A 12,709-nucleotide genomic window follows, 5' to 3' on the forward strand; every position below is an offset into this window, starting at 1 on the left:
CGGGTTTGTGAGCGAGAGCACAGCGGTGGATCCGGTGCAGGCCTGTCCGATCGCGCCGGTGGTGGATCTGGTGTTCAGCCGGTGGACGACGCCGATCCTGTGGACGCTGAACGAGTACGGCCGGCAGCGGTTCGTGGAGCTTCAGCGTCGGATCGGCGTGATCACGCCCAAGGTCCTGACGCAGCGGCTCCGGCAACTCGAGCGAGACGGACTGATCCTCCGCACGTACCACGCGGAGGTCCCGCCGCGCGTCGAGTACGAACTCAGCGACCTCGGCCGCAGCCTGGCCCCGCTGTTCCATTCACTCGCCGACTGGTCCCCCAACCTGACCAAGGTCGAGCAAGCCCGCAACCACTTCGACACCCACGAACCGGCCCACCGCCGCCCCTGAACCCCGCCCGGTCCCGGCCGCCCCGAACAGTCGAGGGGATCCCGTGGGTCGCCGGTTCCGCCCAACCATGTGCACCGATCAACCACCGACCCACCGCTGCAGCGCTCGACCGGTGCACAAAGTCGGGCGAAACGACACCCTCACCGACCGCCGCCGTACGGAGCAGCGTCTGGCCCGCGCCAGGTACACCGCGGCCGGACTTCGGACAGAAGCAGGGACCTAGGACAAGGTGTCGGAACCTGCGATAGGTCATGAGGTGTTCCAGGCCCCGGCATGGTGTCCGCACCCCCGCCCTCCTGACGGCGCCGCACACGCCACCGGAAACCGCGCCGGAGATTGGCAGCGTCGATGCCGCCGGAAACGGCGCCGGAGATTGGCGGTGTCGATGCCGCGATTGCGGGTCGGTGCGGGTGCGGACCTGAGACACTCACCAACCCCCATCGTCAGCTCACCGCCGGCCCGGATCGGAGCGTGACCGGCCAGGACCGCGCCTGCTTGCTGAGTCTGCCAGCACCGCGGAATCGAGCCCGGACCCTGGCCGAACCGGCTTCGGCCACGGCAGAGATCGACTTTGTGCACCAGATCCGTACGCGGAGTCCGGCGCCGTACGGATCTGGTGCACAAAGTGACCGACCGAGGCCCAGCCGGGCGGGGTAGCAGGCAGCCGGGCGCCGGGTGGCGGCGAGCAGCGACGGGGCTGGCGCCGGGGTGTCGGCCGGGATCGGGTTGGTCGTCGGGTGAGGTCACGCAGCGCACCGTCCGCCGCGGGGCGGTCTCGGTCATGCGCGCCCGCCCCATCGTCAAGGTGCGGATACACCGAGTAGGCGTCCCCGGGGCACCCACGGACGACAGGACAGCGGCCACCCCCTGGGATGCCCGCAGGGTCGGGTGGCGCGGGGTGGTCGGGGTGTGTGGAGCTCTCGGTTGCCGGGGATCGGGCAGCTCAGGCTCCCACGATCAGGCGTCCAGACCTCCGGGCCGTGGCCGGTGTCATCACGGCGTCCGCAAGCAGGCACACCTCCTCGAAGGTGCTGCTCCGGTGCTCGTCCCGGGAGCGCCGCCAGACGGCGCCGCCGCCGCACTCGGCTCGACCCACCCGGACACCTCCGTTTACGGATTCCGTTTCCGGTCAGGCGACGCCGACTAGTTGGCGAGCGGGGGAGTGGAGTTGGTCGAGGAGGGTGAAGAAGTGGGTGGCGGCGTCGGGGAGGCGGAGGAGGCCGGCTTCGTGGTGCCGCCAGCCGAAGAGGAGCTCGCCGTCGATGGTGCGTTCGTCGAGGGGTACGGCGTACCGCATCAAGGCGACGCGCGTGGGCCCGGTCTGGGGGTGGTGGTCACCGCAGCCGCACTCGGCTGCGATGGTGATGGCGGTCAACGCGTCGGGGGAGTAGCGGCGCAGGCGGAGCGTGGTGCCGCGGGCGGTGAACCGGACGATTGTTGCGTCAGGCAACTGAATGAGCAGCTCGACCGGGACGGCGTGCGAGCCGGAGAGCAGTCGGAGACCACGAGACGCGAGCAGATCGGCGAAGGCCGGGAGATTCATGCGAAGTTCCTGTGAGTGCTGTGTCGGCGGGCGGGCCACGGAAAGGGGCAGGGCCTCGTGCGCCGGAGACGGCGCGCGTCAGCGACAACAGCAACAACACAGCAGGATCTGCATGCCGAAGATCATGACAGACCTCCCCACGCGTGCCAAACACCGTCCGCCATCTGGGACAACTGTCCGTGATGTGTCAGCAAGCAGCCGTCGAGTCGTGGATCGGGGTCGCCGAACCGCCCCGGGGGAACAGCCGCAATCCACGACTCGCCGAATCAGGAGCTTGCGCAGCACCTGAGTCAATCTAGCCAGCACGGGCTGACTCAGCCGCAACGTCGGCCAGTCGACACGGGCGGGATGGCCGAGACGCGAGGTCGCCGCGACGGGGTGGCCGAGGTCGACGGGAGGCCGAAGGAGTGGTGGATCAGTCGGCTTTCTTGCCGAACATGATCTCGTCCCAGCTCGGGACGCTGGCCCGCTTCGAGGCGCGGCGGGCCGGCTTCTTCTTGGGCTCGGCAGCTTCTTCCGTGGCGGTCGGCTCGGCCGATGCGGCCGGCGCCTCCGTATCGGGCTGCGGAACCGACGGCTCAGCGGCTGGGTCCACGGTCGGCTGCGCCGGCTCGGTGGGAGCGGCCGACCGGCGGTCTGCCGGGGCAGCGTCTGGGCGCTCGACGGTCCGGGAGTCCGGTGCAGGGCGCTCGGCGGGGCCGCGGGACTCGGGGGCCTGGCGGACCGGGGCCGGGCCGCGGTCGGGGGTGGCTCGGCGTTCGGTGAAGGGGTTCTCGGGCGCGGCGGCGCGCTCCTCCGGGGGTGCGAACGTCGCGGTCTCTGCCGGGGGTTGCGCCGAACGCTCGACGGCGCGCACCGACGGCCGCAGCGCCGGCGGCTGATCGATCGGTACGTCGATCAGCGTCGGCTCGTCGTCCGGGTTCGGGACCGAGTGGACCCGGCGCGGACCACGCTCCTGGTCGCGCGTCTGCTCGCGGGAAACCGGGTGGTTCCGGCGGGGGAGGCTGACGGTGTCCTCGAAGCCGGCCTCGTAGCTGTCGGCACCGTGATCGGGAGCAACGGACAGGTCGATGTCGGCGACCGCGGTCAGCCGGCGCTCGCCCGGCTGATGCGTGGGTTGGATCGGAGGCGCCTGCACCTGGGCCTGCTCGCCGACCAGCCAGCGGGCCTCGTCGTCGTCGGGGACCGCGTACCGACCGGGAGCGTCGTACGCGAACATGGCGATCTTCTCGTCCTTCTGCTCCGCCTCGTCGTCGGCCTCGACGAAGTAGGAGACCCGGACCGCCCAGCGGCCGTCCTCGCGGCGCCACGCGTCCCACTCGGCCGACGCCGGGTCGACCTGGCGGGTGCGCAACCGCTCGGTCACCCAGGCGCCGAGGTTGCGGGCCGGGGCGTCGGCGCCACCCCGGCGACGGACGGACGCGCGCTGCGCCAGGCTGGCGATGTGGTCTCGCTCGGCCAGGACCGGGCCGGCGAACGCCATCACGCGTTCCATCGGCATCTGGGCGACGGCTGCGACCGCCTCGGGACTTTCGCCGGCGCGGATACGAGCCTGGATGTCTCGTGGGCGCAGCGCGCTCTCCATTTGAATCTCCAGCTGGCCGAGTCGGGCACGGTCGCCGCGGAGGGCCGCACGCAACCGGTCGTCGACCGGGATGGCGAACTCCTCACCCGTCTCTGCCATCGCCAGGATGACTTGCTTGCCATCCTGGCTCAGACCGACGAGCCTCGCCTCGCGCATTGCCTTTGTTCTCCTGTGCGGTTCTTGACAGTCTCTCCCGGGACGTACGGCCTGACCAAGACCGGCGCGCCGTGCCGCCCGGTCATTGTGGAGGTTACGTCACGAAATCACATCTTGCCTGGTCATCAGGGTTCTCCTGATCACACCAGCCACAGTAGTCACAACACGGTGTGACCGCGACTCACGTGTCAGCTGCCGAACGCCGAACGCACCGCAAGAGCACGCTTCAGGTCGTCCACACTGTCGCCGATCGACCGCCGGATTCCGGCCGCGACCGATTCGTCCGCGACCAGGTCGGCGGCCCGGTCGACGACCCGCTGCTCGACGGCGTACCGGGGGAACGCGAGCTTCGCGCTCTGCGCCACCACCCAGCCGGACCGCAGCTTCTCGGTGCCCGCGATCTCGGCGAAGTACCGGTCGACGTACGGCGCGGTGAGCTCGACCTGCGTGGGATGCCAGAACCCTTCACACGCGGCGTAAAGCTCGTAGTTCGCGATGTCGGCGTCGGTCATGATCTGCGTCCACGCCCGCTCCTTGGCCTGCACCGTCGGCAGCGAGGCCCGGCAGCGGACCGCGTGGACGACGCCCTCCGACGAGGTGTCCCGCTCCAGCTCAGCATCGATCTCAGCGTCCCCGATCGCACCGAGCCGCGCGAGCCGCCCGGTCACCAGCCAGCGCAGGTCCGCATCCATCGCGAGGCCTTCGGGTACGCCGTCATCCGCGAGCCAACCCTTGAGCAGCTCGACGTCGTCGCTGAAGCGCGCCACCCCACGGGCAGCCGCGAGCTGCAGGCTCGAACCGGCCGGCGCGGTCTGGAGCCGGGCGGCGATGGCGTCGGCCAGCCGGCCGCGATACGGCTCGTACGGCAGGTAGACACCGAGCAGGTGGGTGTTGGCCCAGTTGAGCATCGTGCCGACCGCGATGTCGCTGGTCTCGGTCGGCAGCAACCCGAGCACGACCTCGAACCCGAGCTTCGGATCGAGCTCGGCGTCGGCGACCGAGTCCCGCAGGCTGTTCAGGACGACGGCCCGCGTCACGCCGTCCTCGATCTTCGGCAGCACCGACGGCAGGTTCGCCAGGCTCTCCGCGTCGAGCCGGATCTTGGCCCAGGTGTCGTCGCCGGCGTCCGGGATCACGACCGCGAGCGACGGATCGAGGGCGACCTCCACCTCTTCCGCGTCCAGCAGTACGTCGACCGTCGTACCGCGACCGTCCGCGTCGTACCCGCCGACGGTCAGCTTGTGCGGCCGGGACGCCGGGTAGGCCGTGGGCACCGTGCGGTGCAGCTTGATGCCGGTCGCCGTCCGGGAGGCGCTGATGGTGTCGAGGCCCGGAGTGCGCAGCCAGTTCTGTGCCCAGGTCTCGAGGTCGACGGCGCCGGCCTCGGTCCACTTGGTGACCAGGTCGGCGAAGGTCGCGTTGCCGAACTCGTTGGCGCGGATGTGGGCGTTGACGCCGGCCAGGAAGACGTCGTCACCGAGGTAGGCGGCGAGCTGCTTGAGGACCGCCGCGCCCTTGGCGTAGGAGATGCCGTCGAAGTCGTCGAGGGAGGATGCTGCGTCCTTGACCGCGTCGGCGGCGACCGGGTGGGTGGAGGACCGCTGGTCGGCCTGCAGGCCCCACCACTTGCGGATGAAGGCGAAGTCGATCCAGTTGTCCTGGTAGTTCGTGGCGGCGGTCGAGACCCGGTGGGCCATGTACTCCGCGAAGGACTCGTTCAGCCAGAGGTCGTTCCACCACTTCATCGTCACGGTGTCGCCGAACCATTGGTGCGCCATCTCGTGGACGATCGTGCGGGCCCGGTTGCCGCGCTCGGCGTCGGTCGCCGCGGACCGGAACACCATCGAGTCGCGGAAGGTCACGCAGCCCGGGTTCTCCATCGCGCCGGCGTTGAACTCCGGCACGAACGCCTGGTGGTACTCACCGAACGGGTATCGGTAACCGAACATCCGGTGGTACTCGTCGAAGGACTGCTTGGTGACCGTGAACATGTCCTCGGCCTCACGGTCGAGCGCGTCCTTCAGCGACTGCCGTGACACCACGCTGAGCGGGATGCCGTCGTGGGAGTCCGTGATCTGGTGGTACGGCCCGGCCACCACGGTGACGAAGTACGTCGACAGCGGCAGCGTCTCGGCGAGCTCCCAGCGGCCGGGGGAGACCTGGGTGGCGGCGCCGTTGCCGAGCACCAGCCACTCCGGCGGCGCGGTGACCTTCATCCGGTACGGCGCCTTGAGGTCGGGCTGGTCGAAGCACGCGAAGATCCGCGGCGCGGCGTCGAGGAACGACATCGCGTAGGTGTAGACGAGACCGTCGGCGGCGTCGACCGCGCGGTGCAGTCCCTCGCCGTCGTGGGAGTACAGCATCGACGCGACCACGACCAGTTCGTTCTCCGGCTGCAGGTCGGTCAGCTCGAGCCGTCCGTCGTTCAGGCCGGCCACGTCGACCGCCGTGCCGTTCAGCGTGACCGAGGTCAGCTCGTCCGGTTTGACGTCCAGCCAGGTTGTCGGACTCGAGGCCGTGAACCTGATCGTGGTGGTGGATCCGAACGTTCGCTCGCCCTGGGTGAGGTCGAGGTCGACGTCGTACGACTGGACGGAAAGCGCGGCGGCCCGAGTGCGGGCGCCGTCGACGGTGAGACTCGGCATGCTGGCAACTCTATGCGGTGATTAGGGTGAGCACATGAGCGAGATGGAGTACCGGCAGCTGGGCGACTCGGGCCTTACCGTGAGTACGGTCGGGCTGGGGTGCAACAACTTCGGGCGGCGGCTGGATGCGGCCCGGACCGACGCGGTGGTGAACGCCGCGGTCGACGCGGGGATCACGCTGTTCGACACCGCGGACGTCTATCACGGCGAGCACGGGTTCAGCGAGGAACTGCTCGGCAAGGCGCTCGGCGACCGCCGCGACGAGGTGGTGATCGCGACCAAGTTCGGCGGCGACATGCACGGGGCGAACGGGCCGGACTGGGGTGTCCGCGGCTCCCGCCGGTACATCCGCAAGGCGGTCGAGTCGAGCCTGCAGCGGCTCGGCACCGACTGGATCGACCTCTACCAGCTGCACGTCCCGGATCCGGTCACGCCGATCGAGGAGACCCTCGCCGCGCTGACCGAGCTCGTTGCCGAGGGCAAGGTCCGGTACATCGGCAGCTCGCAGTTCGCGGCCTGGCAGGTGGTGGACGCGGACTGGGCCGCGCGGACCGCGGGGCTGGAGCACTTCGTCAGCGCACAGAACCGGTACTCCCTGCTCGACCGCGAGGTCGAGGACGAGTTGGCGCCCGCCTGCGAGCACCTCGGTCTCGGCATCCTGCCGTTCTTCCCGCTGTCCTCGGGCCTGCTCACCGGCAAGTACAAGCGCGGCGAGACGCCTCCGGACGGCACCCGCCTGGCGACCCAGCCGGACCGGCTGGCCAACGCGGACTTCGACAAGATCGAGGCCCTCGAGACGTTCGCGGCCGAGCGGGACCTGAGCCTGATCGACGTCGCGATCGGCGGCCTGGCCGCGCAGCCGGCGGTCGCCTCGGTGATCGCCGGCGCCACCACGCCCGAGCAGATCGCACAGAACGTCGCAGCCGGCCTGTGGGACCCGACGGCATCCGACCTGGCCGCCCTGGACGACCTGACGTGACTATGTTGAATTCCGCGCCTCCGGCGCGGGTGTCATGGGGCTTTGACTCCCGGTCTTCCCTCGTCGCTCCGGTCGCTGCGCTCTCTCCGCTCCTCAGTCCAGACCGGGAGGCCCCATGACGCTTGTCCTCTTGCCGCCGTCGGAGGGTAAGACTGGGCGATCCCGCGGGCGCGCCGTCGACCAGTCGACGCTCTCGTTTCCCGATCTCAATCCCGTCCGTGAGCAGGTCCTGGAGACGCTGGCGAAGGTCTCCGCTTCCTCCGACGCGTACGACGTCCTCGGGGTCGGCGCATCACTGCAGCACGAGGTGGACCGGAACACGCGCTGGCGCACCGAGCCGGCCGTACCGGTGGCGGAGCTGTATTCCGGCGTCCTGTACGACGCGCTCGGCTACGCGACCTTGTCAGCAGGAAGCAAGCGGCGTGCAGGGAACCGTCTGCTCGTGGTGTCCGCCGCGTGGGGGGCGCTGCGGATGGCCGATCGCGTCCCGCCGTACCGGCTGTCCATGGGTACGAGCCTTCCTGGTCTCGGGCCGCTCGCATCGGTGTGGCGCGACCCGCTCAACGCTGCCCTGGCCGAGGCCGACGGTGTGATCGTCGACTGCCGGTCGTCGACGTACGTCGCTGCCTGGCGACCCACTGGCGAGCGGGCAGCCAAGTGGGTCTCGGTGAATGTGGTGCGCGAGCGCGACGGCGTCCGCACGGTCGTGTCGCACAACGCGAAGCACACCCGCGGCCTGGTCGCGCGGCACCTGCTCGAGTCCGGCAAGGATCCCGGTACGCCGAAAGCCCTGCACAAGCTCGTGGCCGAGCGGTGGAACGCCGAGCTCGATCGGGCCGCCGGTGGCTGGACGCTGACCGTGGTCGAGCACGACTGACCGTTCACATGGCTTTCACCGGTGGGTGGTTTCTCACCGCGCGTGACCGGGGAAGGCTTGAGGGCAGCACGTCAGGGGGGATCCGCCCTACCCTCGGAGGCCTGACCGATGCGACGTTCGATCATTGCTGCCATCACCACAGTCGCCGCGACCGCGGCGTGGACCCTCAGCGCCGGTCCGGCGCTGGCCTACCCACCGACCCCGCCGTCGGCCACGACAGCGGCCACCGATCTGGCGAGCCTCACCGTGAAGACGGAGGGCTCGACGAGCGGCTACAGCCGGGATCTCTTCCCGCATTGGATCACCCAGTCCGGCACCTGTGACACGCGCGAAGTGGTGCTGAAGCGCGACGGCACCGGTGTCACCGTCAACAGCAGCTGCCAGCCGACAGCAGGGAGCTGGTACAGCGTGTACGACGCCACCTGGGTGGCATCCTCCTCGTCCATCGACATCGACCACATCGTGCCGCTCGCCGAAGCATGGAAGTCCGGTGCGAACGCGTGGACTACCGCTCGCCGCCAGCAGTTCGCCAACGACCTGAGCATCGCGCAGCTGATCGCCGTGTCCGCGTCGAGCAACCGGTCCAAGGGCGACTCCGACCCGGCCTCCTGGAAGCCGACGAACACGTCGGTGCACTGCATCTACGCCCGCGAGTGGATCTGGGTGAAGTACACGTACGGTCTGTCGCTGCAGTCGGCGGAGAAGACCGCTCTGCAGCAGATGCTCGGCACCTGCTGAGTCAGCCGGCCTGATTCAGTCGTCGAGAAGTTGGCGGCGCTGGGCGTGGATACCGGCCTGGAACCGGGTCCGCGCACCCAGCGCCTCCATCAACTCGGCCACCCGCCGTCCGACCGTACGACTACTCAGGCCGAGCTGCCGCGCGATCGCGTCGTCCTTGAAGCCGGCCGCGAGCAACGTCATCAGCCGCGCGTCCGTCGGGTCCGTCATCGGCGACGGTACGACGGGCACGGCCTGGTCCCAGAGCAGCGAGAACATCTCGATCAGCGCGTCCAGCAGCGCACAGGGATGAACGACGAGGGCACTGTCGACCAGCTGATCGACCGACAACGGCAGGAGTGCGATCTTCCGGTCGAACACGGCCAACTTCATCGGGACCTGCGGATGGACCCGCGAGGTCTCGCCGGCGTCGGCCGCGCTGTAGGCCTCGTCCACCCCGCCCGGAACGTTGAGGGAATCGGGAGAGTAGATGCCCTGGACAACCACACCCTCGTTGAGCAGACCGCGGACCCGGGGGTCGGTCTCGCCGGGCCGGGAGGCGTACGGCGGCCGGTCGAGCACCAGCAACTGGTGACGTGTGCCGTTGAGCAACTGGGCGAAGCGGGCCGCGATCGCCTCTTGCCCGACGATCACCTCGACCAGATTCTCCGGGCGGTGCTGCTCCTGCGCCCGGACTTCGGAGAGCAGCACGCGAGCCTCGGCGCGTACCCGGTCGAGCTCGGCCCGCCGTACGGCGACCAGCGCGTCGACCGCGACATCCGGGCGGGTCGGCAGCAGCCGCACCGGGTGGTCCGCGGTGGTCGTCAGTAGGCCGAGCCGCTCGAGCCGCTCGACGGTCGTGGCGACTTCGCGCTCGTCGCGGTCGAGGTGTTTGGCGAGCTCAGCGATGGTGCAGCCGGGCGCTGACAACAGCACCCGGTATGCCTCTTCGTCGGGTGGCTCCACCCCCACCGATTCCAGCATCCGATCAGGTTATCTCGTCTCCTGGAACCAGGTGGACTCCTTTTCGGTTGGTGGCGACTTCGCGCCATGTCCGGGATACGTCAGGGTTCCGTCAGGTGCGATTGGCCCCTGATTGGGGTAATCCTGTCTCTGCCGGGCGCGCGCGGACCGGACAGGGGACGCCCGGTCAAGCCTCAACGCGCGCGCCCGCCCTGATCCTCGGATACACCCGCCAGATCATCCGCTGTGCGAGCAGGGTGAGCACGCCGGCGACGGTCATCCCGAGGAGATTGATCCCGAGCTGTGCGGCGGCGCCCCCGATCTGGGCAGGTACCCAGAGCGCGAGACACAACGCGAGGTCGCCGGCGGCCGGCACCGTGGTCACCGAGATGAACACGCCGACCAACGCGTTGGCCCGCCCGGCGGTCTGTGACAGCACCCCGGCGCATCCGGCCAGTACGGCGACCACCACCGACCACCTGTCCGGCCGCCAGATGAAGCCGGTCAGCGGACGATCGGCGGTGACGTCGCCGACGTCGATCCATCCCACCGCCCGTGCGAGCAGCGCCGCGATCGTGGTCAGGGCGATCGCGAGCAGGAAGCCCCAGACCAGCAACCGGAGCGCTCGCCAGGTCAGCCCGGCGTTGCGCAGTGCCAGCCCGACCGCGATGGCGGCGACGACGCCGAACTCCGGACCCACCACCATCGCGCCGACGACGAGGATCGAGGAGTCGGTGACGACGGCCACGGCGGCGATCATCGTCGCCAGCGTGAGGAAGGCGTAGTACACCCACGAACCGCTGGCCTCGGTGTAGGCCTGGTCGACGACCGCGTCCCAGATCACGGCGTCGTCGGGCGCGCCGAGTGCGGCCTTCTCGGTCGCGCGAGCGTTCCGCGACGGGGCTGCGTCGACCGCGCTCACCGCGACCGCGCCGTCGTCGTACAGGCCCTCGTGCTTCAGGAAGGTGAGGATGTCCGAGGTCGCCTCGCGCGTGACATCGCACTCGATCATGTCCCCTTCCGGCCGGTGCGCGGCACCTGGCAGGCGGACGACACTGGTCACCCGGGGGTCGGCGACGAGTTTGTCCAGGACGCGCTCGCTGCGATCCGAGGGAGCGATGAGTCGAAGATGCATCACGGCCCACATCCTCCCAGGCCACGCTTGGTACTCCAGACGTCACTGTGTGCTGTCGCCGCGCCCGACCTTGGGCTGAGACTTGGGGCGATGCGGCATCGTTGGGTTATGAACGAGCGAAGCGAGTTCATCATCAAGCACTGTGCGATCTGCGCCTCATCCGCGCCCGGAGCGAAGCGAGGACGTGGATGAGCTTCCAGACTCCGGCGCGGCGGACTGGGCGGTCCGTGGAGACCGCCCGGATCGCGAGTGGCGTGAAGCTGCTCGTCGCTCTGGTCGGCCTGATGTGGCTCAGCGAGGTGGTCGACACCGCGCTGCGCGGGCGACTCGATCAGTACGGGATCATCGCCCGCGATCCGCAGGGCCTGGTCGGCATCATCACCGCGCCGTTCCTGCACCTCGGCTTCGGCCACCTGATCTCGAACACGCTGCCCTTGGTCACCCTCGGCCTGATCATCGCCGTCAGCGGCGCGCGCCGGCTGTTCGCGGTCACCGCGATGGTCGTCGTGATCGGCGGGTTCGGGACCTGGCTGATCTCCCCGCCGAACACGATCACGATCGGCGCCAGCGGCCTCGTCTTCGGGTACGCCGCCTACCTGATCACGCGAGGTCTGTTCAACCGGCGACTCGGCCAGGTCCTGATCGGCATCGTGGTCGTGGTGGTCTGGGGGAGCGCGCTGCTCGGCGGCCTGCTACCGCAGGACGGGATCTCTTGGCAGGGCCACCTGTTCGGCGGTATCGCCGGCATCCTGGCCGCATGGGTCCTGGCCGACGACAAGCCGAAGCGGTCTCCGGTCAGCTAAGCGTGGCGGGATCGGTGTTGGCCCCGCAGATCACGACGACCACCCGCTCGCCGGCCGCCGGTCGGTAGGCGCCGGACGTCAGCGCGGCGTACGCGGCCGCCGCACCGTGCTCGACGGCCAGGTGGTGGTCGTGCCACAGCTCATTGCGGGCGGCAATGATCGGCTCGTCGTCGACGAGCAGCGAGCGCACGCCGTGCTGCCGCACCGCCGCGAACGCAAGCTCTCCCAGCCGACGGGCACCGAGCGAATCCGCCGCCACGCCGCCGACCGAACCATCGACGGGCCGGCCGGCCTCCAGAGCCCGATGGAGCGTCGGCGCCAGTACCGGCTCCACGCCGATGACGCGGGCGTTGTCGCCGATCGCCGTCGCGATGCCCGCGATGAGCCCGCCGCCGCCAACCGCGATCAGGACCGTGTCGAAGCCATCCACCTGCTCGAGGAGCTCCAGCCCGACGGTGCCCTGACCGGCCACGACCTCCGGCTGGTCATAGGCGTGCACCAGCAACGCGCCCGAGTCGTCCCGCGCCTGGACGGCCGCCTGGTACGCCTCGGCGTACTCGCTGCCGACCTGGACGACGTCCGCCTCGAGCGTCCGGAGTTTGGAGAGCTTCGCGATCGGCGTCGTTTCCGGGACGAAGATCCGGGCCGGTACGCCGAGCTCCCGGGCCGCGTAGGCCGCGGCGAGACCCGCGTTGCCACCGGACGCGGCGACGATGCCCTGGCCGCTCAGTTCACCGCTCTCCTTCGCGGTGAGCAGCCGGTTGAACGCGCCACGTGGCTTGAAGGAGCCGGTGTGCTGCAACAGCTCCAGCTTGAAGGTGAGCCCGGGCGCCACCTCGATCACCGGAGTACGCCGTACCCGTCCGGCGATTCGCTCCGCCGCCGCCCGCACCTCGTCGAGACTTACTGTCATGC

The 12,709-nt window shown here is 69.8% G+C and carries 12 protein-coding genes; 5 read left to right on the plus strand and 7 right to left on the minus strand.

All coding sequences use genetic code 11. The features are described 5' to 3' along the window. The first annotated feature begins 7 nt into the window (after window positions 1–7). Window positions 8–391, plus strand: a complete 384-nt coding sequence (locus OG558_RS34115) for a helix-turn-helix domain-containing protein (RefSeq protein ID WP_329477238.1) — start codon at window positions 8–10, stop codon at window positions 389–391. A gap of 943 nt (window positions 392–1,334) precedes the next feature. Here OG558_RS34115 and OG558_RS34120 read toward each other — a convergent pair. From OG558_RS34120 to pepN, 4 genes are all read right to left on the minus strand, one after another. Beyond that, a complete protein-coding gene (locus tag OG558_RS34120; RefSeq protein WP_405066653.1) occupies window positions 1,335–1,487 on the minus strand; it encodes a hypothetical protein in 153 nt (50 codons plus the stop codon). Between the two features lie 33 nt (window positions 1,488–1,520). Continuing rightward, window positions 1,521–1,934, minus strand: a complete 414-nt coding sequence (locus OG558_RS34125) for a hypothetical protein (protein ID WP_405066654.1) — start codon at window positions 1,932–1,934, stop codon at window positions 1,521–1,523. Window positions 1,935–2,349: 415 nt separating this feature from the next. Further along, a complete protein-coding gene (gene sepH / locus OG558_RS34130; protein ID WP_405066655.1) occupies window positions 2,350–3,675 on the minus strand; it encodes a septation protein SepH in 1,326 nt (441 codons plus the stop codon). Between the two features lie 188 nt (window positions 3,676–3,863). After that, a complete protein-coding gene (pepN, locus tag OG558_RS34135; protein WP_405066656.1) occupies window positions 3,864–6,320 on the minus strand; it encodes an aminopeptidase N in 2,457 nt (818 codons plus the stop codon). A 34-nt stretch (window positions 6,321–6,354) separates the two neighbouring features. On the opposite strand from pepN, the gene OG558_RS34140 reads away from it, so the two are divergent. The 3 genes from OG558_RS34140 (at window position 6,355) to OG558_RS34150 (ending at window position 8,914) form a co-directional block, all read left to right on the plus strand. Then, window positions 6,355–7,299: an aldo/keto reductase gene (locus OG558_RS34140; protein ID WP_405066657.1), complete on the plus strand. Its 945-nt coding sequence runs from the start codon at window positions 6,355–6,357 to the stop codon at window positions 7,297–7,299. A gap of 115 nt (window positions 7,300–7,414) precedes the next feature. Then, the gene (locus OG558_RS34145) at window positions 7,415–8,176 is read left to right on the plus strand and encodes a YaaA family protein (protein WP_405066659.1); all 762 of its coding nucleotides are present in this window, start codon (window positions 7,415–7,417) and stop codon (window positions 8,174–8,176) included. A 108-nt stretch (window positions 8,177–8,284) separates the two neighbouring features. Continuing rightward, a complete protein-coding gene (locus OG558_RS34150) occupies window positions 8,285–8,914 on the plus strand; it encodes an HNH endonuclease family protein (RefSeq protein WP_405066660.1) in 630 nt (209 codons plus the stop codon). Window positions 8,915–8,929: 15 nt separating this feature from the next. Here OG558_RS34150 and OG558_RS34155 read toward each other — a convergent pair whose 3' ends face one another. Beyond that, complete coding sequence (locus OG558_RS34155; RefSeq protein WP_329477224.1) at window positions 8,930–9,877, minus strand: helix-turn-helix transcriptional regulator; 948 nt, start codon at window positions 9,875–9,877, stop codon at window positions 8,930–8,932. Between the two features lie 166 nt (window positions 9,878–10,043). Further along, entirely contained in the window at window positions 10,044–10,991 is a 948-nt protein-coding gene (locus tag OG558_RS34160; protein ID WP_405066661.1) for a DUF389 domain-containing protein, read from the minus strand. Window positions 10,992–11,179: 188 nt separating this feature from the next. Here OG558_RS34160 and OG558_RS34165 point away from each other — a divergent pair, with 188 nt between their 5' ends. Beyond that, on the plus strand, window positions 11,180–11,794 hold the full coding sequence (locus tag OG558_RS34165; RefSeq protein ID WP_405066662.1) for a rhomboid family intramembrane serine protease: 615 nt from the start codon (window positions 11,180–11,182) through the stop codon (window positions 11,792–11,794). Here OG558_RS34165 and OG558_RS34170 read toward each other — a convergent pair. Beyond that, window positions 11,787–12,707 carry a threonine/serine dehydratase gene (locus OG558_RS34170; protein ID WP_405066663.1) on the minus strand — a complete coding sequence of 307 codons (921 nt, stop codon included), beginning with the start codon at window positions 12,705–12,707 and terminating at the stop codon, window positions 11,787–11,789. The genes OG558_RS34165 and OG558_RS34170 overlap by 8 nt on opposite strands. Window positions 12,708–12,709: the final 2 nt, after the last annotated feature.

The organism is Kribbella sp. NBC_01510 (assembly GCF_045040325.1).
Taxonomy (GTDB): Bacteria; Actinomycetota; Actinomycetes; order Propionibacteriales; family Kribbellaceae; genus Kribbella.

Bases quoted from the DNA above. Each gene is read 5' to 3' on its own strand.
- OG558_RS34160 (WP_405066661.1), bottom strand. From the start codon at position 10,991: ATGCATCTTCGACTCATCGCTCCCTCGGATCGCAGCGAGCGCGTCCTG.
- OG558_RS34150 (WP_405066660.1), top strand. From the start codon at position 8,285: ATGCGACGTTCGATCATTGCTGCCATCACCACAGTCGCCGCGACCGCG.
- OG558_RS34145 (WP_405066659.1), top strand. From the start codon at position 7,415: ATGACGCTTGTCCTCTTGCCGCCGTCGGAGGGTAAGACTGGGCGATCC.
- OG558_RS34140 (WP_405066657.1), top strand. From the start codon at position 6,355: ATGAGCGAGATGGAGTACCGGCAGCTGGGCGACTCGGGCCTTACCGTG.
- OG558_RS34125 (WP_405066654.1), bottom strand. From the start codon at position 1,934: ATGAATCTCCCGGCCTTCGCCGATCTGCTCGCGTCTCGTGGTCTCCGA.
- OG558_RS34170 (WP_405066663.1), bottom strand. From the start codon at position 12,707: ATGACAGTAAGTCTCGACGAGGTGCGGGCGGCGGCGGAGCGAATCGCC.
- pepN (WP_405066656.1), bottom strand. From the start codon at position 6,320: ATGCCGAGTCTCACCGTCGACGGCGCCCGCACTCGGGCCGCCGCGCTT.
- sepH (WP_405066655.1), bottom strand. From the start codon at position 3,675: ATGCGCGAGGCGAGGCTCGTCGGTCTGAGCCAGGATGGCAAGCAAGTC.
- OG558_RS34165 (WP_405066662.1), top strand. From the start codon at position 11,180: ATGAGCTTCCAGACTCCGGCGCGGCGGACTGGGCGGTCCGTGGAGACC.
- OG558_RS34155 (WP_329477224.1), bottom strand. From the start codon at position 9,877: ATGCTGGAATCGGTGGGGGTGGAGCCACCCGACGAAGAGGCATACCGG.